This is a genomic window from Secundilactobacillus collinoides DSM 20515 = JCM 1123 (assembly GCF_001435975.1).
Taxonomy (GTDB): domain Bacteria; phylum Bacillota; class Bacilli; order Lactobacillales; family Lactobacillaceae; genus Secundilactobacillus; species Secundilactobacillus collinoides.
In genome coordinates this window covers 36,142-58,267 of record NZ_AYYR01000023.1, presented here as the reverse complement: position 1 = coordinate 58,267, position 22,126 = coordinate 36,142, and the positions used below count along the sequence as shown (strand labels likewise).

Sequence of the window (22,126 nt, the reverse complement as noted above, 5' to 3'; positions counted from 1 at the left end):
GTCAAGGTGGCTTGCTACGGCGCCGAATAGGCCGTACCGACCTATTCGTTTGAAAGGAAGTTCTATCTTGGAGATTGTATCACTCTTACTTATTGGCCTGATTGTCGGGTTTGTCGTCATTTCAATGGGTGGTGGCGGTGCTGCCATTTATTTAGGTGTGTTAACTGCGGTATTTCATCTCGCACCTGCAGCCGCTACCGCTACCTCGCTGGTCACCGCGCTGCCTTCCCTTATTCTAGGCTCATTGGGCTACTATCGGCAACGGGCAATTAATTTCAAACTAGGCAATCAAATGTTGATCGCGGCACTGCCCGCAGTGGTGGTTGGATCATTACTGTCGCCCTATATCCCTGAATCAATCTACACCTGGGTCGTGGGCATTATCTTAGTCTTACTGGGACTTAACATCATGCGCAATAAACAAACGGGGTCGACTCAGTTGCAGGCGCACGGTCGACTTAAAGCCAGCAGCTTTGGCATCCTAAGCGGGTTGATGGTGGGGGTTGCCGGTCTCAGCGGCGGCGGTCCCATCCTCGCCGGGTTATTGATCCTCGGCCTGAACATGGTCAATGCCGTTGCGACCTCGTCGTACGTGTTGGTCGGGATGACCATCGTTGGCGCAATCTTCCACACCGCTGGCGGACAAGTCGACTGGCACGCTGGCCTCGGCCTCATGATCGGCGCACTGATCGGTGCCGCGATTGCCCCATACGTGATGAGCCGCTTTGTTGGCGGTTCTAAGAATGCTGGGGGTAAACTCAAACCAATAATGGGCATCCTGCTGATATTGATGGGCATAAAAACCATTTGGTAACACAAAAACGTCAGTCCAACATTTAGCTGACTGACGTTCATCGCATTTATTATTGACCGTTTGGTTCCTTGTTCAAAACAACATCGTCGTTGCTAACATCCGCAATAACGTCAAACTTCTTGTCATTTTCCAGCGGACCGAGGTTCAAAATCGTACTATCACCATCATGCGCGATGCTGTTGACCCGGTTGCTGATAAACAACCGAATAATATCGACATTTGCGAGCCGTTCCTTAGCCATTTCTGCAGCCTTATTTAAGGTGTAACCATTATCCAGCATCATTTTAAGGTACAGAATTGTTGAGATATTTATCAGATTATAGCGCTTATTTTGACCTTTGCCGTGGCTAACGGATTCGATCAAGCCGCGTTTTTCCCAGTACCGAATCTGGGTGGTACTGGCTTCGGTCACCCGGCTTGTTTCACTAATACCCATTGAAATATCTAAGTCTCTTAATCGTTTTACAAATCCGGGATTTGTTTCTTCGCCAAACGACATTCAATTCACTCCTGTCTATTTTCTACAAGGGGCATTATAACATTGTGTGATACGTTGCGCCTACTTGATTGCATGGTTTTTGTACAATTTAGTCTTTTTTACACAGTCTTACCAGATTTAGCAGTACACTTGATCTAAATTAATCAAAAGAGGTCTTGATAATGACAACTCACCCACTAATCAAAGGTATGGCTCTCGCCAGTGCGGGGCTCATAGCAGCACACTTTGCGCCGCGTCCGCTAAAAGCGGTCGTGTTGGGAAACGCCCCACAGTATAGTCCAGACCAAGTAACACTCAATCCCGCTTCGCCGCTGTTTGGCAAACACGTCGGCTACCTTGGCTCATCGATCACCTATGGTGCCGCGGCCCACGGCAAATCGTTTGCAGACTACCTTAGCGCCGAAGACGGTGTTATCACAACTAAATCCGCAATTAGCGGAACCACGTTGGCCGGCAGTGAACCAAAGACCTACGTCAGCCGGCTCGTGAGTGATTTCCCGCTGACCAGTCAGTACGATGCGTTTGTTGTCCAGTTATCCACTAACGACGGCCGACAAAATAAGGCTCTGGGCACCATCACAGCCGATGATCAACAGTCTGGTTTTGACCGAAACACCACCCTCGGCGCCATCGAATTTATCTGCAGTTATGTTCGTGACCATTTTAAGGCACCTATCATCTTCTATACTTGTTTACGAAAAACGGATGTAGATTACGCTGCGCTGGTGGCGCAATTATACATCTTACAGGCAAAGTGGCACTTTACCATTCTTGACCTGTGGGCCGATCCAGTGGTCAAATCTTTAACGGCAGCCAGTCCAATGGCCATGTTTGACGATGCGCACCCAACTCAGCTGGGTTACCAAACAATTTGGACGCCGCTTTTTGAGCAAAAATTGACGCAATTACTTGCTGTCGAAAACTGACTTTTAAATTAATAGCCACTGTTCACCCGTAGTATAGCCTGTTCACTACTGAATTGAAACCATTTAAAATTTTCATAGATAATGAAAATCATTTGCAAAACTGGCATTTGAAACGAACCGTTAAATCTACTGAATAGTGTCGCTTAATGAACATCTGTCTTTTTGTGGCCTTAAAATAATTGAAAATTGGTATGTAAATTGGGCTTTTTTGCTCATATTTTCAGAAAAGACTATCTTTTTGAAACTTCTCTGCTATAATAAGCTCATCATAATAGTAATCAGGGGGATTCAAACATGACTTTAAAGGATACATTAACTTACAACGAACAATTAGCCGTCGCAAAAAGCTTACTGAAGCAACCCGTTAGTGCTGACGACGCTGCCGCCCACTACGCTAACTTACAAGATTTGAAGCAGGAATTGGACCAGGAATTAAGCCGCTTGGACATCCGTTTACACCCAGTAGCTTCAAAGGGCTTGGTCAACGCACCCCACTACGAAGACTTTGGTGAAACACAAGCTGACACCGCCGAAAACGATCACAGCAATGTGATGATGGGTTTCTTAACAAAATAAGCAGTTATGAACCGCGACAATTGTCGCGGTTTTTTTATTAATAATTTTAAAATAAATAACCGTTTTTGCTTTACTTAGAGCAACTCTAATAAGCTATACTACCTCTCGTAATCAAAATTCAGGAGGTTCTTTGATATGACAAAGATTTGGTTTATTACAGGCAGTGCTCGAGGTCTAGGGCGCGCAATCACTGAAATGGCGCTGGCTTCTGGTGCAAGCGTAATTGCAACCGCTCGCCATACGGATTCCTTAGCGGATCCCACCGCCCAGTACGGCGATCACCTGTTGCCGTTGCAATTAGACGTGACCGATGAAAAGGCAGTCACGTCTGTCATTCAAACGGGTTACCAGCATTTTGGCAGTATTGATGTCCTAGTCAACAACGCCGGGTTCGCACAGATGGCGGCGACCGAGGAAATGCGCACCGAAGATTTCAAAGCACAAATGGATACTGATTTTTACGGCACATTATTTACCATTCGCGCTGTGCTGCCCATCATGCGTCAACAGCGGGCTGGCCGCATCATCAACATTAGTTCCATCGGCGGTCGTGTTGGCGGGCCCGGACTGAGTGCTTATCAAAGCGCTAAATTCGCGGTCAACGGACTCACTGAAGTCGTAGCGTCAGAGGTCAAGCCGTTTAATATTCAGGTCACCACTGTGGAACCCGGCGGCATGCGCACAGATTGGGGTGGCAAGTCAATGTCCGCCGTACCATCTGACATATACGCCGAAACTGTCGGGCAGTGGATCAAACTGGTGCACGACGGTTGGGATGCCCCTGATGATAACACGCACCCCCGCTACGTCAGTGAACCAAAAAAGGTTGCAGCAGCTATCGAGACGCTAGTTAAGATGCCGCAAGCGCCAACCCACCTGTTGCTTGGTAAGGACGCTCAGGCATCCGCTAAAGCGCACGCCGATGCACTTGCAAAAAGTGATGCCGACAACGCAGCACTTACAGAATCAACGGGTAATTTTTAGGCCCAATATACTGCGTGTGAAAGAAGCAGCGCTATACCCAATTCTGGTATGGCGCTGCTTCGTTTTTCAGACTCGTTTTCTTTGTAAGTTCAGCCTTCGTTGCGCTGTAATTATCAATCTTCCACTGCAGCAATTTCTTTTTGTCGTTTAAATCGGTAATCTGCTTATCAATTTCGGATTGTTGATGAACCAGCATCGTCAACCGTTCATCTATGGTGTCTGTCCCCTGACTGGTTAAGTCAACGTAGTGTCGAATTTCCTTGATCGACATCCCAACACTTCGAAACGCAAGGATGTAACGTAACCAGCCCTGAGCATCTTCGGTAAAAACCCGCCGGCCGCGGGCGTTGCGAATCACACCCGGAATCAGGTGATTATTGTCGTAATAACGCAAGGTGTGAGCTGAAATGTCAAACTGCTGGCTCACTTGTGTCATTGTTAATTCTGGCATAGTGCCACCTCCAATTATGCTTAGAATAGCACGTGGTGATTCATTTAGCCAGTTCTGTATCGGGTCAACGCAATTTTAAAAAAATGATGCCCACTAACGCCAACTTTTCTGAAATTTTTTCATTTTGGAACCCTGTTATTTCGGTATCCGTTGTAATTAAGACTACCATCAATGAAAAAAACTCATTTTCAGTTTAGATAACCTCGCTTTTTACAGGCCGCCGCCTGCCCTAAAATAAATGCATCGTCAATAACCGGTAACGACCGGCGCAGACCACAATGTATCATTTCCCAATGGTTCACTTAAACCATCACCGGAACTGCACAATTTCAGCGGTGCACGATCAACCCCATAACCGTGACATTAAGATAGGAGTGTTTTTTATGAAAAAAGTACGCAAAGCAATTATTCCCGCTGCCGGACTCGGTACCCGCTTCTTACCTGCTACCAAAGCCTTAGCGAAAGAAATGTTACCCATTGTCGACAAACCAACGATTCAATTCATCGTGGAAGAAGCTCGCCAGGCTGGCATTGAGGACATCGTAATCGTAATCGGTAAGAATAAGCGGTCGATTGAAGACCACTTTGACGCCAATCCTGAATTGGAAGATGCCCTTTCCGCCAACCATAAGGAAGAGATGTTAGAACTGGTTCAGCAGACCACCGATATGAACCTTTACTTCATCCGTCAGTCGCATCCACGCGGGCTGGGTGATGCCGTATTGACCGCTAAAGACTTCATCGGCAACGAACCCTTCATGGTCATGCAGGGAGATGACCTCAACGAAGGTCGGACATCGTTGACCCAGCAGCTGATCATGAGTTATCAGCAGACCGGCGCCTCAACACTTGGCGTGATGCAGGTCCCCCACGAAGAAACGGCTAAGTACGGTGTCATCGACCCCCTGACTGCTGTTAATGATGACCTCTATCAAGTCAAACAGTTCGTAGAAAAACCGCAACCAGAAAATGCACCATCAGACCTGGCGATCATTGGCCGTTATCTGTTTACACCAGAGATCTTTACCGCGTTAGAAAAGACCCCCATCGGTAAGGGAAACGAATTACAGCTCACCGATGCCATCGACCGGTTAAATCAAACTCAGCGCGTTTTCGCCCACCGCTTTGAAGGGCAGCGTTACGACGTTGGTAACAAACTCGGTTGGCTGGAAACCAACATTGCGTTTGGCTTGCGTCATCCGGAAACACGCGACGGTCTGCGCAACTACCTGAAAACGTTGACCACCCTGTTAGACGCCGAAGATGCCGCAAAGTCACAAACGGTACCGCAAAAGCATTTGTCAGCTGCCGTTAAGAAATCTGCACGGCCAAAAATCAGCGTTAGTATTCACCAGTAACTCATTTGTCACCATTAAGGAGGTGGTGTCATCACCAAGAATCAACCGTGGTCACGATACAGCATTGTCACTGGTCATGACTGATTGCGCACACTCCCCGCGCCGACCAGATTTACCTGACCAACCCATAGTGACGACTCTGTCCCCGACCCGGTGACACGCGTTACTGATCACCAGTAGCTGCAAGCGGTTGTTCACATTGAAACCACCACTCGCTTATGACCTGTCGCCGCCAACCCACTAATAGGGTTTGAGCGAATCACCGGTGCGTCCATCACTGGTTGCGATGCGTCTCGTGGTTTTCCAAACATCGGTTCCGCTTGTAACCGTCTGATGATCAGTCTAGTGACCAGACGCCATAAATGCCTGTTGTGCACGTTTCCCAATTAAACGTGCGCAGTTACCCTCAAGTGACTTCAAAACAACCTCAATGACTCAGTAAATTCCTCGCATCACCACTGGAGAGGTAACGAGTGGGCTATTTGGTGCCAATCACTGTTCGCTAGCCGTACATTTTTTTGCTCACTTTCCCTGTGTTGACTACTGAACGCGAACGCAAGCGTTTCTTGGTTTTGAAATAAACAAAAGTTTAATAACACCTGTCAATACTGCAAAAGCGATTGAGAATTTGTTCTCGATTGCTTTTTTTGTTTACGATTCTTGTAACTGAGTGCTATTTTAGCATCTTTCATTGGTTATCGCAGTTTCTACTAGGAAGGAAATATATGGGAAAAGACTGTTAACGAACGCCTAGTTAGAACATTAACGATGCCGTTTGAGCGACAGCTTAATTACCACCCCATCGCATTAAATTAAGCACTAGGCCCTATAGCACCCGTGTTCGCAAAACCGACAGAATTGAAATGATACTCAAAAAACACCCCATAGCCAATCGACTATTGAGGTGTTTTTTGCGTTAAAGTGCTCATTCGTTACAGGTAAAAAATTACTTACCGCCATTTTCTTCTTCGTCAGTTTGCAGAACAGCCATGAACGCCTCCTGGGGCACATCCACCGTTCCGACCGACTTCATCCGTTCCTTACCACGTTTTTGCTTATCCAGCAACTTCGCACGGCGGTCCGGATCACCGGTATGGATCTTGGCGGTAACATCTTTCCGGTAGGCACGAATGTTCGTCCGAGCAATGATTTTGGCGCCGATCGCGGCTTGAATTGGAATTTCAAAGTTTTGGCGTGGGATGATTCCCTTTAGTTTTGTGACAATGTCCCGGCCCCGTTTCTCAGCAAAAGTTCTGTGAGAAATAAAACTCAGCGCATCGACCTTGTCGCCGTTCAGTAGAATATCGATCTTGACCAAGTCGCTTTGTTGGTAATCATCCAGTTCGTAATCCAGCGAAGCGTACCCTTTTGTACTGGATTTCAACTTATCGAAGAAATCAAAAATAATTTCTGACAGCGGCATTTCATAAATGACGTTGACCCGATAATCATCCAAGTATTCCATGGTGATAAATTGTCCCCGGCGGCGTTGGCACAGTTCCATGACTGGACCGACATAGTCGTTCGGTGTCATGATAGTGGCCTTCACGTAAGGTTCTTCGATATTTTTAATGGACGACACTTCCGGCATTTCGGACGGGTTTTCAACTTCTTTTTGCGTCCCATCCGTCAAATTAGCATGGTAGGTCACCGATGGCGCAGTGGTGATCAGATCCAAGTCAAATTCGCGTTCCAAACGTTCCTGCACAACATCCATGTGCAGCATGCCTAAGAACCCGGCCCGGAAACCAAAACCCAGCGCCTGTGACGTTTCTGGTTCGAATTCCAAAGCCGCATCGTTTAATTTTAATTTTTCCAATGCTTCTCGCAAATCGCCATACTTTGCGTTGTCCGTTGGGTAAAGCCCAGCATAAACCATGGGCGCCATCTCACGGTAACCCGGTAAAGCTTCCTTGGCAGGGTTTGCTGCGCCAGTGACCGTATCACCCACACGCGTATCAGTAATATCCTTGATGCTGGCCGTGATGTACCCAACTTCGCCCGCCATCAGCATGTCTCGCTTCAGCGGCTTTGGTGAGTTCACCCCAACTTCAGTGACTTCGTATTCTGAACCGCTGTTCATCAGTTTGATCTTATCTCCGGGTTTAACCGTCCCTTCGAACACACGGACACTCAGCACAACGCCACGGTAATCATCATAAATTGAATCAAAGACCAGTGCACGCAATGGCGCGGTCAAATCGCCGCTTGGTGCCGGTACCTTATGCACGATCTGTTCCAGCAGGTCTTGAATGCCGATACCCTGCTTGGCACTTGCCAACACAGCTTCAGACGCATCGATCCCGATAACATCCTCAATTTCTTGACGAACCCGCTCCGGGTCTGCTGACGGCAAATCAATTTTATTGATGACTGGCAAAATCTCAAGGTCGTCATCCAAGGCCAAATAAACGTTGGCCAACGTTTGTGCTTCCACACCCTGAGCAGCATCAACCACCAGGACGGCGCCTTCACAGGCTGCTAGGCTTCGTGAGACCTCGTAAGAGAAGTCCACGTGTCCTGGTGTGTCAATGAGGTGAAACTCATAGGTGTGCCCATCTTTTGCTTGATACTGCAATTCCACGGCGTTAAGTTTGATCGTAATGCCGCGTTCCCGCTCAAGATCCATGTTATCCAGCAGTTGATCTTGCATGTCGCGCTTCGCAACAGTATCCGTCAGTTCCAAAATCCGGTCCGCCAGCGTTGATTTACCGTGATCAATGTGGGCCACGATGGAAAAGTTCCGGATGTACTGTTGGTGCTCCTTCATTTGTTCAAGATCCATATTTATTAAGTCCCTACTTTCTCAGTTAAGCTCGTTTCGTTAATCAGTCTATTATACCAACTTGGAGGGGGGTTAGACAAACATTTTGGAGAGGTTACGCAAGTCTTAGTTTTGTGGTGCGCGTTGCTGCTTGGTTATCTATACTGGCCTATGAATCTCAAATAGGTAACTAAATGTTGATGAATCTTGAAGAAAGTGGCCGGCAAGTGACAGACGTGTCCTCTTATGCAACCGTTCCAACGATTTTCAGTAATACAAGAGAGACCCCATTTCAATAAAATGAAATGGAGTCTCTACTATGGCCTTAATGGTCGTTTCACTATTTAACTGAGACAATTTTTGGAAAATTCGATAATCAGTGTGCTGAGGGTAGGCGTTGGTTTGGATAATCACAGCGTTATTGTTACGCTGTGGTTTTGACCTCGGCTGTTGCCCCATCTATAGCGGAAACGTGTTCCAGAAGGCAGGAGGCTCCTGCATAAGCAACTTCCGACACCAAATCCAAACTAATCACAGCTTTTTTTGCACTGTGGTTTTGGCCTCGGCGGTTGCCCCATCTGTAGCGGAAACGTGTTCCAGAAGGCAGGAGGCTCCTGCATAAGCAACTTCCGACACCAAATCCAAACCCGGGATTTGATGCCGAAAGTTACTTATGCTCCGCCTCCTAAACGCCTTCTTCCACACTCTTAATTATCAAACGCATCCCTCATCTTATCGAAGAAATTGCCCTTCTTACCTGATACCGGCTTATCACCGCCGGCTTCAGCAAAGGCTTGCAGCGCTACTTTTTGATTTTTATTGAGGTTCTTTGGTGTCACGATGCGAACCGTTACACGTTCATCACCGTTACCGTTGCCACGAAGCCGCGGCGCACCCTTGCCCTTCAGACGGAAGATCGACCCTGTTTGCGTGCCAGAAGGCACCTTCATCTTAACGTCGCCGTGCACGGTCTGCACATTGATCTCGTCGCCTAAAGCCGCTTGAACAAAACTAATGTCCTTGTTCAAGTAAATATCTGCTCCATCTCGGGTGTAGACCTTAGATGGCGCCACTTCAAACACGATAAACAGATCACCATAAGGGCCGCCATTTGTGCCGGCTTCCCCCTGACCCTGCAACCGCATTTGTTGGCCATCGTCAACGCCGGCTGGGACGTTGACTTCCACTTCATGCCGTTCTTCTTCACGGCCTGAACCGCCACAAGTTGGGCATTTTTCTTTGATTTCCTGACCTGTCCCGTGGCACACTGGGCAGACTTGTTGACTCCGCATCCGACCCAATGGCGTGTTAGTTTCACTGACCACGTAGCCGGAGCCACCACAGTTTTGACACGTTTCTGGGTGAGTTCCAGGCTTTGCGCCAGACCCGCCACAGGTGTGGCATTGGGCTTCACGACTATACTTGATCTTCGTCTTCTTACCGAAGATGGCCTCTTCAAACTTCAGGTTCATTTGGTACTGCAGGTCACGACCTGCCTGTGGCGCGTTGGGGTTTTGTGAACGGCCACCGCCGCCACCGCCAAAGAATTGGCTGAAGATGTCTTCGAAGCCGCCACCGGCACCGCCGCCGAAGCCACCGAAATCACCAAAGCCGCCGCCAGCACCACCAGCGCCACCGCCGCCAAATCCAGTAGGGCCGTCTGCCGAACCGTATTGGTCGTAGTTCGCTTTCTTCTGGTCATTACTGAGGACTTCATAAGCCTCGGTAATTTCCTTGAATTTCTCTTCAGCACCTGGTGCCTTATTGATATCAGGATGGTACTTCTTTGATAATTTCCGGTAGGCTTTCTTGATCTCATCTTGGGACGCATCTCTGCTGACCCCGAGTGTTTCATAATAATCCTTGTCAGCCATTAATTAACCTCCAATTACGCGTTTCATTCTTGATTTGTTGTTATCCGTTCGAGTCATTTCATAACACCTAAATATACCATATTCTCAGTGTTAGGCCAACTAGGGATAACATAATTCGCAATGAAACAAAAAGCCAAAGCCCACCAGAGCCTTGGCTTTTTGCCAGCTTGTTTAAACGAGACTACTTCTTGTCGTCATCGTTAACTTCTGAGAAGTCACCGTCAAAGGTCTTGCCGTCACCCTTGTCATCAGACTTGGATGAATCGTCAGTCTTTTCACCGGCATTTGCGCCATCGGCACCAGCAGCACCGTCAGCGGAACCCTGTTCTTGTTGGGCTTGTTGATATAATTTAACGGAAAGGTCTTGAACAATCTTGTTCAAGTCGTCCTTCTTCGTCTTCATTTCTTCAACGTTGTTATCTTCTTGGGCCTTCTTAAGGGCATCACGCGCGTCCTTAGCCTTTTGAATTTCGTCGTCAGAAACCTTACCCTTGACTTCGTCTAAGGTCTTGTCAACAGTGAACAAGAGTTGGTCGACTTCGTTCTTCAAGTCAGCTTCTTCCTTACGCTGCTTGTCGGCTTCTTCGTTTTCTTGGGCTTCCTTCATCATCTTGTCGATTTCGTCGTCCGATAAACCGCCGGAACTCTTGATGGTGATCTTTTGTTCCTTGCCGGTTCCCTTGTCCTTAGCGGAAACGTTAACGATCCCGTTACGGTCAATATCAAACGTAACTTCGATTTGAGGAACGCCACGAGGCGCAGCAGGAATGTCAGTCAATTGGAAGTTGCCCAAAGTCTTGTTGTCAGCAGCCATTGGCCGTTCACCTTGCAGCACATGAATATCAACGGCTGGTTGGTTGTCAGCAGCAGTACTGAAGACTTGTGACTTGCTAGTAGGAATCGTGGTGTTCCGGTCGATCAGTTTGGTGAACACACCGCCCATGGTTTCGATACCTAATGACAATGGCGTAACATCAAGTAAAACAACGTCCTTAACATCACCGGTCAGAACACCACCTTGAACGGCGGCCCCTAAAGCAACGGCTTCGTCAGGGTTGATTGAATGACTTGGTTCCTTACCAGTCCACTTCTTAACAGCTTCTTGAACGGCTGGGATCCGAGTTGACCCACCGTTTAAGATAACGACGTCAATGTCGCCTGCTGACAAATCAGCGTCCTTCAAGGCATTTTCAACAGGGACACGTGTCTTTTCAACTAAGTCAGAAGTGAGTTCGTTGAACTTTGCACGGGTCAATGTCTCTTCCAAATGCAGTGGGCCGTTGTCGCCGGCAGAAATAAATGGCAGGCTAATTGAAGCTTCAGTAACGCCTGATAAGTCTTTCTTAGCCTTTTCAGCAGCTTCCTTCAAGCGTTGCATAGCCATCTTGTCTTGTGACAAGCCGATGCCGTTTGCTTGCTTGAATTGGGCAATCAGCCAATCCATGATTTTCTTATCGAAGTCGTCACCACCAAGGTGAGTATCCCCGTTAGTAGACAGCACGTCGAACACGCCGTCACCTAAATCAAGGACGGAAACATCAAATGTCCCACCACCAAGGTCATAAACCAAAATCTTTTCATCAGCATCCTGCTTATCCAAGCCGTATGCCAGTGAAGAAGCAGTTGGTTCGTTGATGATCCGCTTAACGTCTAAGCCAGCAATCTTACCGGCATCCTTAGTTGCTTGACGTTGTGAATCGTCAAAGTAGGCTGGAACCGTGATAACCGCTTGGGTCACCGTGTCACCGATATAGTCTTCAGCAAAGCCCTTGATATATTGCAGGATGAATGCTGAGATTTCTTGTGGGGTGTAGTCCTTGCCTTCGATGCTAACCTTGTAGCCGGCTTCGCCCATGTGACTCTTGATTGATGAAACCGTGTTTGGGTTAGTGATGGCTTGCCGCTTGGCAACTTCACCAACCTGTGGCTTGCCGTCTTTAAATGCGACAACTGAAGGTGTCGTCCGACCGCCTTCTGGGTTTGGAATGATCTTTGGTTCGCTACCTTCAAGAACAGCCACTGCAGAGTTCGTCGTTCCTAAATCGATACCGATAATTTTATTACTTGCCATTTATGCAATACCTTCTTATTTATAATTTAGTTCAAAACTTTATTGTGAAACAACAACCATCGCCGGACGTAAAACCCGGTCTTTGAGCTGATAGCCCTTTTGCAGGACCTGAACAACGTGATCTTTATGGTCATCGTCTTCAGCTGGAACAGTTTGCACCGCCTGATGGATGTTCGGATCAAATTTTTCACCGTCTGCTTTGATTTCGGTTACACCGTTTTTAGTCAACGCATCCAGTAAATGTTTTTGAACCATTTCAATTCCCTTTTTCAATGACTCGCCTTGTTCGCCTTCGACCTGCGTTTGCAAGGCACGTTCCAAGTTATCCAAAGCGGGTAACACATCGTGCGCCAGTTGTTGGCCATCGTACTTGATGAGCGCTGCCTGGTCCTTCTTATTACGTGCTTGAATATTTTGAATCTCGGCCTGTGAACGTAAATTACGATCATTTAAATCAGCAACTTGCTTTTGCAGATCGGCAATTTTACGCTGGGCCTCTTGAAGCGGATCAACAGTCTTGGCATCCTGATCATCAGCCTTTGCTGCTTGATCATCTGATGCGGGTTCAGTTGTATCAGACTTTGGATCCTGCTTGGTCTCAGCCGCCTTTGTCTGGTCGGCCTTGGTTGCATCAGTCTCGTCAGCCTGAGCTGAATCTGCTGGATTGTTTGCTTCGTCTTTAGCCACTCATAACACCCCTTTACTACTTATCAAATTAATGACACAAATTACTGATCAAAATAACGATAATAGTCGGTCAACCGTTTGGCAAGCTCCTGCCTGAACGTTCCGACCAGTCCAATCATCCGCGAGTACGGCATCCGGGTCGGCCCCAGTAAGGCAATCACGCCTTTACCGTGGTCGCCAACTTCGTACGTTGCCGTGATCAAACTGTAATCTCTTAGGATCGCATTGGTCATTTCACTGCCAATCTTCACCTGAATGTGATCGCTCGGTCGGCCCAAAACATCGGCCATGTCATCGGTTCTGTCCATTAACGTATAAAGCGACTTCAGTTCGTCAACGTCGCTGCTATCCGAGAAGTTCAGCAGATTCAGCCGGCCGCCAACGTAGTAACGTTCTTGCGCCGCCTGAGTCAGCACATCTCCAAAAATCTTCAAGAACCCTTCTGGACTCTGCAGATACTTGGTAACTTCCTGGGGAATCTTGGTTTGCAGTTCCTGCAGGACTTCCCGCAAGGACTTGCCTACCAACTGGTCATTGATCAACCGAACCACAGCCTCAAGCTGTTCACCAGTGACCCCGGGCGCCAAGTTAAACGTCTGGGTCTCAGCATCGCCGTTGTCGGTGACGAGCACCGCCATGACTTGCCGTTTACCCAGCGGCACAAGCCGAAAACCGCTTAACTTGCTGTCCTGAAGTTCTGGTTTCAACGTAAACGCCGTGTAGGAGGTCAGATTTGATAGGATCTGGGCTGAGGTCTCAATGATCTCATCGATCTTCAGAAACTGGCCATCCAGTGAGGACTTAATGATATCAATATCATTTGCCTTCACTGGGTCTGGTTGGACCAAATGATCCACGTAGTAGCGATAACCCTTAACAGATGGAATTCGACCGGACGAGGAGTGGGTCTTGTTGATCAACCCTAACTCTTCCAGCGCAGCCATCTCGTTACGCACGGTCGCTGAGCTCACATGCATGGGCAACTGTGCCGCTAAGGCTTTTGACCCAACCGGGACACCGCTGCTGGTATAGTCGCGAACGATCGCCTTTAAAATCATCTTCTGTCTGTCCGTTAACGTGATCATCACCTCTTTTTAGCACTCATCTAACCCAAGTGCTAAGACACATATATAATGTATCAAATGGTGTTTTTTAAGTCAAGCATTAGACAGTGATTTTTAGCAATTAATTTAGTCGAGTGCTAATTTATGAAAACCATTTGCCAGATACTGCCGTGCATGCTCGGTATCGGTGGTCATTTGAGCCACCAGATCATGGACCGAATCAAATTTTTTCTCACCGCGCAATCGATAACACCATTCCACAGTGGCGATTTCACCATAAACGGCTTCGTTAAAGTCAATGATGAACACTTCCACCGTTACTGGCCGGCCTTCCCCAAAGGTGACATTGCGACCGGCCGAGGTGACTGATGGATACCAGGTATCCCCAATCTTGATTCGCGTGACATAGACGCCAACCGCTGGCAGCCAATCCTGTACACTATGGCTGACGTTGGCCGTTGGAAACCCGATCGTTCGGCCACGGGCTTCACCGTGGACGACCGGTCCAGTCGTTTGATAATGGTACCCTAAAAGGCTGGTCACCGTCTTAATATCACCGGCTGTAATGTTACGACGAATGCGACTCGAGCTGATTTTTTTATCATCGCTCTCCTGTTCACCGACAGTGACAATTTCAAACCGGCCCTTTGCATAGTCTGGGAGTTTTGCCATGGTGGCAACGTCCTTTGGACCATACGTGTGATCAAACCCCGCAACAACGACTTGAACATCGAAGGCCATCAGGTACTGGTCCACGAAAGCTTGTGGTTTCAACGCGGCAAACTGACTGGTAAAGTTGACCATGTAAACGATATCCACCCCTAATTTTTCAAACAGGGCCATTTTACGCGCTGTTGTTGTGAGATATTTGTTCTCATCCGGCCCTAATTTGGCGTATACCAGCTTGGGATGGTGGTCATACGTCAATACGGCCAATGGTAATCCGCGGGCTTCTGCAATCTCTTTTGCCCGTTTAATGACGGCCTGGTGTCCCAGATGAACACCATCAAAAAAGCCCATGGCTAAAACAATGGGCTTTTTAACTGGGGTTTCCGGCGACATTGGGTGGTGGATCTGAATGACTTGCATCGTTTGATCATCTCGACTTTCTCTACTTCGTACTAAACATTTTAAGCGGCTTGTACTTATGGTCAACTAATTTGTACAAGGCTTTGATTTCGTTATCATATCTTAAGGCAACGATTGGCGCATCGCTATTCACTTCGCGCTGTAACAACCAGACCCCATTTTGCACACCGCGCCACAACGGCGTTGTCAGCGTGATTTCAGGATAGTCATCCAGGGCGCGGTCCAGCGGTTGCAGGAAGCTTAGGTCATCGCGGTCAACGGCGTCTTGAATCTGATCCAGACTAAGGGTCTCGTCAAGCTTAAACCCGCCGCTTTCGATCCGCGTCAGCGTCGACATCACTGATGGAATACCCAGAGCTTCCCCCGCTTGAACAGCGAGTGTCCGGACGTAGGTACCCTTCGAACATTCCACTTCAAACGTGAACGTCTGCGTGCCCGCATCAGTATCAAACGTACTTGGTGCTAGCCGGTCAAACCGGGTGACATGAATCGTCCGTACCGGTCGTTCAACGGTCTGGTGTTTACGAGCATATTCGTAGAGCTTCCGGCCGTTCACTTTCACGGCAGAATACATTGGCGGGGTCTGCTGCAGATCACCCGTCAAGGTTTGTAAAACAGCGTCAATGGTCTCATCGGTAACGGGTTCAGTGAGAACCTTCCGGGCCACTTTGGCGCCATCCAAGTCTTCCGTTTCCGTTGAGAATCCAAGGGTCACGCTGCCACGGTATACCTTGCGATGGGTCAGCAGGTAGTCAACGACCTTCGTTGCACTGCCGACACAAATGGGCAACACGCCGTCAACGCTCGGGTCAAGGGTCCCAGAGTGACCAACCTTTTTTTGGTGTAAAATTTTACGCAGCCGATTGACACAGTCGTGACTGGTCATGCCGCGTTCTTTATACAGTGGGATAATTCCGTTCATCGCAACTTAATGCTCCATTCTACATGTCATTTAACAGTCTTTTGAAACAACTGGTGTTTAATTTACACACATAATGCATTATATCATAACCGCCTCTCGATAACGGGATGACGCTTAATTTGATTTAACAATGCCTGTTGGGATGTCCAAGAGCTTAATTTGACGGAAATGTTGCTGATATCGACTTGCCCATTCATAAAACGCCAACGTCATTAGTGCCTTAGTCAACCAGGCGAGCCGCAGCTAATCGGCATTAACCGCACGCAAAAAGACACTTCACACCGATTCCATCGTGGAATCACCGTAAAGTGTCTTTTTAAATTGCAAGGTTCCAAAATAGATTACAGTTTTGGATCGTCGCGGTGTAATTGATTCAGTAGTTGGTCAATATGACTCCCGTATTGAACTGATTCGTCGCGTTCGAAGAATAGTTCTGGGGTCTTGAAAATGTTTAGCCGAGCGCCCAATTCACTGCGAATCAGACCAGTAGCCTTTTTCAAGCCGGCGTCTGCCTTTTCACCGTCAGATGCCAGATCAGATAAGATACTGTAGTAAATCGTTGCCTGTTGCAGGTCACCCGTCACAACAACGCCCGTAACGGTAATACCCTGAACCCGAGGATCCCGGACCCGCTTCAGTAAAATGTCGTTGACTTCCCGTTGAATTTCTTGTTCTAGTCGACCAATTCGATAATGTGCCATAGTTTCACCACCCTATATTAATTGTCGATCTCAATTATTCGATCGGCACTTCTTTCATGACGTATGCTTCGACAACGTCGCCGACTTTGATGTCGTTGTAGTTTTCGATGGTCAGCCCAAGTTCGTGACCCTGCTGAACATCCTTCACATCGTCCTTAAAGCGTTTCAGACTGCCGAGTTTGCCTTCATAGATAACCACGCCGTCACGAATCAAACGGACATCAGCGTCGCTTGAAACGTGGCCGTCGGTAACCATCCCACCGGCAATGGTCCCAATCTTAGAAGCCTTGAAGATCTCACGGACTTCAACTTGACCGATCACTTCTTCTTCATACGTTGGTTCCAACTTACCCTTCATGGCATGTTCAATTTCATCAATGGCATTGTAAATGACACGGTGAAGCCGAATGTCCACTTGGTCCTGGTCAGCTTGGGACTTAGCCTGCGGCGTTGGCCGGACGTTAAACCCAATAATGATGGCGTTACTTGCTTCAGCTAAGGTCACATCACTTTCGTTAATGGCCCCAACCGAGGTGTGAATGATATTCACGCGAACGCCCTCAACTTCGATCTTGTTCAAACTGTTTGCTAAGGCTTCAACAGAACCCTGAACGTCAGCCTTGATGATGACGTCAACTTCCTTCATTTCCCCTTCTTTCATGGTATCAAAGAGGTTATCAAGGGTGACACGATTCTTAGACTTCCGTTCTTCCATCAAAGCGTTCTTAGCACGCTCTTCACCAGCAGCCCGGGCAGTCTTTTCATCATCAAAGACCACGAACCGGTCACCGGCTTCTGGCACGTCACTCAACCCGGTAATTTCAACTGGTGTTGATGGACTTGCCTTTTTAATATCCTTACCACGTTCGTTTTGCATGGTCCGGACACGGCCAAAGGTGTTCCCAACAACGACAGGATCACCCACGTGCATGGTCCCTTGTTGAACCAGCAGCGTAGCAACGGCGCCAAGTCCCTTATCCAAACGTGCTTCGATAACTGAACCGGCAGCGTTTTGTTCAGGATTGGCTTGTAATTCCATCACTTCAGACTGGAGCAAGATCATGTCCAGCAATTCATCGATGTTCGTCCCAAACTTAGCTGAGATCTGAACAAAGATAGTGTCGCCACCCCAGTCTTCAGGGATCAAGCCGTATTCAGTGAGTTGTTCGATAACGTGGTTCGGGTTGGCACCCGGCTTATCGATCTTGTTAACGGCCACGATAATTGGTGTTTTGGCAGCCTTAGCATGGTTGATGGCTTCAATCGTTTGCGGCATGACACCATCATCAGCTGCAACAACCAAAACGGTAATGTCGGTGATGTCAGCACCACGAGCCCGCATTTCAGTGAAGGCCGCGTGTCCTGGTGTGTCCAAGAAGGTAATGGTCTTACCGTTGTGTTTCAGTTGGTAGGCCCCGATAGCTTGCGTGATCCCACCGGCTTCACCAGCTGTAATGTGCGAATGACGCAAGTGATCCAGCAACGTCGTCTTCCCATGGTCAACGTGACCCATGATAGTGACAACGGGTGGCCGGTTTTCAAGATGGTCGGTGTTTTGTTCCTCTTCTGCAAAGAACTTGTCGATATCAGAAACATCGACTTCAACCTTTTCTTGGGCTTCAATCCCGTACTCAGCTGCCAAAATCTCAATCGTATCCTTGTCCAATGACTGGTTTTGGTTAGTCATAACGCCAAGCATAAACAATTTCTTAACGATTTCAGCGGGTTCCCGGTGCAAGATTTTCCCAAGGTCTTGGGCGTTCATTCCGACACTGTAGTTCAGTACTTCAGGTAATGCTTTGTCCTTCCGTTCTGGTGCGCCCTTTGGATGATTTACTTCTTTGATCCGTTGGTTCTTCTTGTTGTACTTCTTGTTATTGTTACGGCGCCGGTTATTGTTGTTGCGGTTGTTCCGGCTGTTACCGTTACGCCCGCCGCGACTGTTGTTATTGTTCAAACTACCGCCGAAACGTCCTGAACCGCTACGGTTTTCTGAAGATCCGCCGTTTGACCGGTTACTGTTGTTACGATTTTGAGAATTGTTTGACCGGTTTTGAGAGTTGTTTGAACGATTTTGACCGTTGCTTGACCGGTTTTGACTATTGTTTGAACGATTATTGTTGTTGCTGCGTTGACCGCCGTTATTGTTCGAACGCTGGCCATTGTTTGCGCGTTGGCCACCGTTATTTGAGCGTTGACTGTTGCTGTTGTTTGACCGCGTAGTATTGCTCCGGCCCTGGCTATTGTTTGAACGCTGCGTGCTGGCGTGTTGCGTACCAGTTGTGCTGCGTTGGCCATTGTTATTGCTGTGCTGATTGTTAGAACTGTGAGTCGTGTTCTGACGGTTTTGATGGGTTTCATCGCGATGCTGACGGTTTGCACTGCTGCCGTTACCACCGTTGTTTGAGGTGTTTCGATTATTGTTAGTTGTCATATTATGATTATTATTACCATTATCCTTAGAATGAGCACTCGATTGGTGAGATGCGCCTTCAGAGTGCGAGTGACTTGCATTTTGCGCTTGTGCGGGTGACTTGGAGGCCGAAGCAGGTTTAGGTTTACTGAACGCCGCCCTTAGTTGCCGCTCTTCATTATCACCCAACGATGACATATGATTCTTCACAGCAAACCCTTTTTTCTGGGCGGTATCAACAATCGCCTTACTCGAGACATTAAGCTCTTTTGCTAATTCATAAATTCGCTTTTTGCCCATATCTTCACGCTCCTTTATTCGTTTACTAGTGTACTTAACTTTCTAGCAAAACCAGGATCTTTCACGCCGTAAGCCGTACGGGACATCCCCGTTGCTTGGCTAAGGTCACTTTTAGTATACCGGTCGATCAACGGAATGTGGTAGTAAGACGCCTTATCCCGAAGCTTTTTGGCACTTGTCTGGCCGGTATCGCTGGCAATGATCACCAGCTGGATACTGTTGTTGCGAATCGCTTTTAAAACGAAATCTTCACCAGTCTCCAGCTGTCTTGCCCGTCGTGCCAATCCCAGTAATTGCAGAAAGGCATTAGGCTTTTCCATTGTCAAATAATTCTCTCCGTGCCTGTTGGTGATCCACGTACGAAATCAAATCATCGTAGAAGGTATCATCGACTTTAGTTTCAAAGACTTTGTCAAACGTGCGGTCCTTTTTGGCCTTTTTGGCGACGTCAACATCTAGGGTGATGTAAGCACCACGACCGGACATTTTCCCCGTTGGGTCAACCGCGACGTTATTTTCTTTGTCCCGGACGATCCGGACCAATTCCTTTTTGGGAGCCATTTCGCCAGTCACAATGTCTTTACGCATTGGGATCTTTCGTTTTTTCACTGTTACATGCCTCCTTAAAGGGTCTCGGAATCGTCATTACCATCGTCGCCGTCAGCGGTGTCATCGGCGTCATCGCCAGCAGCCGAATCATCAGTGTCGTCAGTAGTGTCAGTGGCATCATCATCGGCTGAGTCAGTCGCTTCGTCTGTGTCGTCTGAAATGATTTCAGTTTCTTCTGTCACTTCTTCAGATTCGACCACCGTATCGTCTTCAACAGCATCTTGCGCAGAATCATCAGCGTCAGCATCGGCCGCTTGGGCTTCAGCCGCAGCCTTGTGTTGAGCCAAAAATTCTTCCGCTTCAGATTCAGACTTGATGTCGATCTTAAAGCCGGTCAATTTAGCAGCCAGACGGGCATTTTGGCCCCGCTTACCAATGGCTAATGACAGCTGGTAGTCCGGCACGATGACGGTGCAGGCCCGTTCGTTGTTTTCGTCAAAGATCACGTCGATCACTTCGGCTGGATTCAAAGCGTTCGCAATGAACGCTGCTTCATCGTCCGTCCATTCAACGATATCCATGTTTTCGCCACCGAGTTCGGAAACGATTGCCTGAACCCGTTGTCCACGGGGGCCAACACTGGTTCCAACTGGGTCAACGTCTGGGTTGTTAGAGCGAACAGCGACTTTAGCCCGGTCGCCGGCTTCGCGCGCAATGGACATGATTTCGACGGTACCATCGTAGATTTCCGGAATTTCTTGTTCAAACAGACGCTTCAGTAAGCCTGGGGCGGTCCGACTGACGAAGACCTGTGGCCCCTTAGCGGCGTTTTCAACACGGGTCACAAAAACTTTAATGTGATCATGCATCTGGTAAGCCTCGTTAGGCATCTGGTCTTGACGACCCATGACGGCCTCAACGTTGCCTAAGTTAACGTAGACAAAACGATTGTCTTGACGTTCAACTTCACCAGTGATGACTTCGTTTTCGTACTGGCTGTATTGGTCAAAAATTAATGACCGTTCAGCTTCACGAACCCGTTGCATGATGACCTGCTTAGCAGTCTGAGCAGCAATTCGGCCAAAGTTCTTTGGGGTCACTTCGAACTTGATGTCATCGCCCATTTCATAACCGCGGCTGATCGTCATGGCGTCATCAAGGCTCACTTCCAAGCGTGAATCATAAACTTGGTCAACGACCTTTTTCACTGCGTAAACGTGAACGTCACCCTTCTTTTGGTCAAATTCAACGTCAACGTTTTGTGCTTGGCCGTAGTTCCGCTTGTAAGCAGAGGTCAAAGCAGCCTCTAACGCATCGATCACGATTTCTTTTTTGATACCCTTTTCTGTCTCTAATGTATCTAGGGCACCTAATAATTCTTTACTCATTATTAGTAGTCTCCTTTAAAAACTTAAAACTTAATTGCCAGTCTGGCTTTCGCAATTTTTTCACGCGGAATGGTCAGGGTTTTGATACGGCCCTTCAAATTCACTTTTAACGTGAGCTCATCCGGCGTCAGGTCAGTCATGGTACCTTCATAGGCCTTTTCACCGTCAAGCTTTTGGTACAAGGACACATGGATGTAGTGGTTCAGTGCCCGTTCATAATCTTGTTCCTTCTTCAGGGGCCGTTCTGCACCCGGTGAAGATACTTCTAAAAAGTATGCTTGGGGAATTGGATCCGGATCAAGTTCATCCAGTTTTTCGCCCACTTCATCGCTAACCAGTGCACACTCATTAATGGTGATACCACCAGGCTTATCAATATAGAGCCGTAAATACCAACTTTTTGCTTCCTGCACAAATTCAACGTCAACCAACTCAAACTTGTGAGCATCAACGATTGGCGTTGCCAGGTTAGTGACAATGTCTACGACGTTATTATCCAATCTTTTACCTCCGTGTCCATTTTTCCATTAAAAAGAGTGAGCATTGCTGCTCACTCCTTTCCGAAATATCTACAATAAATAGTCTAGCACAAATTGTATAAAAACGCAATTGCTTGCTGTTAACTCGGCGTTGCTTCGCGATTTTTGTTCTTGTTGATGACCGTTTTTGTTCAAAAATCGCAACCGTTATTACCTA

20 protein-coding genes are annotated in these 22,126 nt (G+C 47.8%); 5 read left to right on the top strand and 15 right to left on the bottom strand.

The features are described 5' to 3' along the window. Window positions 1-67: 67 nt before the first annotated feature. Window positions 68-814: a sulfite exporter TauE/SafE family protein gene (locus FC82_RS05445; RefSeq protein WP_010078387.1), complete on the top strand. Its 747-nt coding sequence runs from the start codon at window positions 68-70 to the stop codon at window positions 812-814. 49 nt (window positions 815-863) lie between these two features. Here FC82_RS05445 and FC82_RS16445 read toward each other — a convergent pair whose 3' ends face one another. Beyond that, window positions 864-1,313, bottom strand: coding sequence for a MerR family transcriptional regulator (locus FC82_RS16445; protein WP_082620214.1), 450 nt, complete (start codon window positions 1,311-1,313; stop codon window positions 864-866). Between the two features lie 161 nt (window positions 1,314-1,474). Between FC82_RS16445 and FC82_RS05435 the strand changes: the two genes are divergently transcribed. From FC82_RS05435 to FC82_RS05425, 3 genes are all read left to right on the top strand, one after another. After that, window positions 1,475-2,239 (top strand): SGNH/GDSL hydrolase family protein, encoded by a 765-nt coding sequence (locus FC82_RS05435; RefSeq protein WP_054762057.1) that lies wholly within the window; start codon window positions 1,475-1,477, stop codon window positions 2,237-2,239. A gap of 294 nt (window positions 2,240-2,533) precedes the next feature. Beyond that, window positions 2,534-2,815, top strand: coding sequence for a hypothetical protein (locus FC82_RS05430; RefSeq protein WP_056996419.1), 282 nt, complete (start codon window positions 2,534-2,536; stop codon window positions 2,813-2,815). A gap of 135 nt (window positions 2,816-2,950) precedes the next feature. After that, a complete protein-coding gene (locus tag FC82_RS05425; RefSeq protein WP_056996418.1) occupies window positions 2,951-3,799 on the top strand; it encodes an SDR family NAD(P)-dependent oxidoreductase in 849 nt (282 codons plus the stop codon). 31 nt (window positions 3,800-3,830) lie between these two features. On the opposite strand, the gene FC82_RS05420 is transcribed toward FC82_RS05425, so the two are convergent. Next, complete coding sequence (locus FC82_RS05420; protein WP_054762054.1) at window positions 3,831-4,250, bottom strand: MerR family transcriptional regulator; 420 nt, start codon at window positions 4,248-4,250, stop codon at window positions 3,831-3,833. A gap of 383 nt (window positions 4,251-4,633) precedes the next feature. Here FC82_RS05420 and galU point away from each other — a divergent pair, with 383 nt between their 5' ends. Then, window positions 4,634-5,608 carry a UTP--glucose-1-phosphate uridylyltransferase GalU gene (galU, locus tag FC82_RS05415; protein WP_082620212.1) on the top strand — a complete coding sequence of 325 codons (975 nt, stop codon included), beginning with the start codon at window positions 4,634-4,636 and terminating at the stop codon, window positions 5,606-5,608. A 946-nt stretch (window positions 5,609-6,554) separates the two neighbouring features. Here the strand turns inward: galU and lepA are convergent. From lepA to rimP, 13 genes are all read right to left on the bottom strand, one after another. Further along, window positions 6,555-8,393, bottom strand: a complete 1,839-nt coding sequence (lepA, locus tag FC82_RS05410) for a translation elongation factor 4 (RefSeq protein WP_054762052.1) — start codon at window positions 8,391-8,393, stop codon at window positions 6,555-6,557. Window positions 8,394-9,079: 686 nt separating this feature from the next. Further along, on the bottom strand, window positions 9,080-10,246 hold the full coding sequence (gene dnaJ, locus FC82_RS05405; protein WP_056996417.1) for a molecular chaperone DnaJ: 1,167 nt from the start codon (window positions 10,244-10,246) through the stop codon (window positions 9,080-9,082). 181 nt (window positions 10,247-10,427) lie between these two features. Further along, a complete protein-coding gene (dnaK, locus tag FC82_RS05400) occupies window positions 10,428-12,317 on the bottom strand; it encodes a molecular chaperone DnaK (RefSeq protein WP_056996416.1) in 1,890 nt (629 codons plus the stop codon). 39 nt (window positions 12,318-12,356) lie between these two features. Next, a complete protein-coding gene (grpE, locus tag FC82_RS05395; RefSeq protein ID WP_054762048.1) occupies window positions 12,357-13,004 on the bottom strand; it encodes a nucleotide exchange factor GrpE in 648 nt (215 codons plus the stop codon). A gap of 41 nt (window positions 13,005-13,045) precedes the next feature. Further along, a complete protein-coding gene (gene hrcA / locus FC82_RS05390) occupies window positions 13,046-14,089 on the bottom strand; it encodes a heat-inducible transcriptional repressor HrcA (protein ID WP_054762046.1) in 1,044 nt (347 codons plus the stop codon). A gap of 105 nt (window positions 14,090-14,194) precedes the next feature. After that, entirely contained in the window at window positions 14,195-15,157 is a 963-nt protein-coding gene (gene ribF, locus FC82_RS05385) for a riboflavin biosynthesis protein RibF (RefSeq protein WP_056996415.1), read from the bottom strand. A gap of 22 nt (window positions 15,158-15,179) precedes the next feature. Then, complete coding sequence (gene truB, locus FC82_RS05380; protein WP_054762044.1) at window positions 15,180-16,079, bottom strand: tRNA pseudouridine(55) synthase TruB; 900 nt, start codon at window positions 16,077-16,079, stop codon at window positions 15,180-15,182. A 341-nt stretch (window positions 16,080-16,420) separates the two neighbouring features. After that, window positions 16,421-16,780, bottom strand: a complete 360-nt coding sequence (rbfA, locus tag FC82_RS05375; protein WP_054762042.1) for a 30S ribosome-binding factor RbfA — start codon at window positions 16,778-16,780, stop codon at window positions 16,421-16,423. 34 nt (window positions 16,781-16,814) lie between these two features. Continuing rightward, a complete protein-coding gene (infB, locus tag FC82_RS05370) occupies window positions 16,815-19,493 on the bottom strand; it encodes a translation initiation factor IF-2 (protein WP_056996414.1) in 2,679 nt (892 codons plus the stop codon). Between the two features lie 14 nt (window positions 19,494-19,507). After that, window positions 19,508-19,813 (bottom strand): L7Ae/L30e/S12e/Gadd45 family ribosomal protein, encoded by a 306-nt coding sequence (locus FC82_RS05365; protein ID WP_054762040.1) that lies wholly within the window; start codon window positions 19,811-19,813, stop codon window positions 19,508-19,510. Beyond that, the gene (rnpM, locus tag FC82_RS05360) at window positions 19,800-20,102 is read right to left on the bottom strand and encodes an RNase P modulator RnpM (RefSeq protein ID WP_056996413.1); all 303 of its coding nucleotides are present in this window, start codon (window positions 20,100-20,102) and stop codon (window positions 19,800-19,802) included. Before rnpM ends, FC82_RS05365 begins: the two co-directional genes overlap by 14 nt. A gap of 14 nt (window positions 20,103-20,116) precedes the next feature. Next, on the bottom strand, window positions 20,117-21,430 hold the full coding sequence (nusA, locus tag FC82_RS05355; protein ID WP_054762036.1) for a transcription termination factor NusA: 1,314 nt from the start codon (window positions 21,428-21,430) through the stop codon (window positions 20,117-20,119). Window positions 21,431-21,453: 23 nt separating this feature from the next. Beyond that, the gene (gene rimP / locus FC82_RS05350) at window positions 21,454-21,930 is read right to left on the bottom strand and encodes a ribosome maturation factor RimP (RefSeq protein WP_054762034.1); all 477 of its coding nucleotides are present in this window, start codon (window positions 21,928-21,930) and stop codon (window positions 21,454-21,456) included. Between the last annotated feature and the right edge of the window lie 196 nt (window positions 21,931-22,126).

Excerpts from the sequence above, each read along its gene's own strand:
- lepA (WP_054762052.1), bottom strand. The coding sequence starts at position 8,393 with ATGGATCTTGAACAAATGAAGGAGCACCAACAGTACATCCGGAACTTT.
- infB (WP_056996414.1), bottom strand. The coding sequence starts at position 19,493 with ATGGGCAAAAAGCGAATTTATGAATTAGCAAAAGAGCTTAATGTCTCG.
- FC82_RS05430 (WP_056996419.1), top strand. The coding sequence starts at position 2,534 with ATGACTTTAAAGGATACATTAACTTACAACGAACAATTAGCCGTCGCA.
- FC82_RS05425 (WP_056996418.1), top strand. The coding sequence starts at position 2,951 with ATGACAAAGATTTGGTTTATTACAGGCAGTGCTCGAGGTCTAGGGCGC.
- hrcA (WP_054762046.1), bottom strand. The coding sequence starts at position 14,089 with ATGATCACGTTAACGGACAGACAGAAGATGATTTTAAAGGCGATCGTT.
- truB (WP_054762044.1), bottom strand. The coding sequence starts at position 16,079 with ATGAACGGAATTATCCCACTGTATAAAGAACGCGGCATGACCAGTCAC.
- dnaJ (WP_056996417.1), bottom strand. The coding sequence starts at position 10,246 with ATGGCTGACAAGGATTATTATGAAACACTCGGGGTCAGCAGAGATGCG.
- dnaK (WP_056996416.1), bottom strand. The coding sequence starts at position 12,317 with ATGGCAAGTAATAAAATTATCGGTATCGATTTAGGAACGACGAACTCT.
- FC82_RS05420 (WP_054762054.1), bottom strand. The coding sequence starts at position 4,250 with ATGCCAGAATTAACAATGACACAAGTGAGCCAGCAGTTTGACATTTCA.
- FC82_RS05435 (WP_054762057.1), top strand. The coding sequence starts at position 1,475 with ATGACAACTCACCCACTAATCAAAGGTATGGCTCTCGCCAGTGCGGGG.
- nusA (WP_054762036.1), bottom strand. The coding sequence starts at position 21,430 with ATGAGTAAAGAATTATTAGGTGCCCTAGATACATTAGAGACAGAAAAG.
- FC82_RS05365 (WP_054762040.1), bottom strand. The coding sequence starts at position 19,813 with ATGGAAAAGCCTAATGCCTTTCTGCAATTACTGGGATTGGCACGACGG.
- rbfA (WP_054762042.1), bottom strand. The coding sequence starts at position 16,780 with ATGGCACATTATCGAATTGGTCGACTAGAACAAGAAATTCAACGGGAA.
- FC82_RS16445 (WP_082620214.1), bottom strand. The coding sequence starts at position 1,313 with ATGTCGTTTGGCGAAGAAACAAATCCCGGATTTGTAAAACGATTAAGA.
- ribF (WP_056996415.1), bottom strand. The coding sequence starts at position 15,157 with ATGCAAGTCATTCAGATCCACCACCCAATGTCGCCGGAAACCCCAGTT.
- galU (WP_082620212.1), top strand. The coding sequence starts at position 4,634 with ATGAAAAAAGTACGCAAAGCAATTATTCCCGCTGCCGGACTCGGTACC.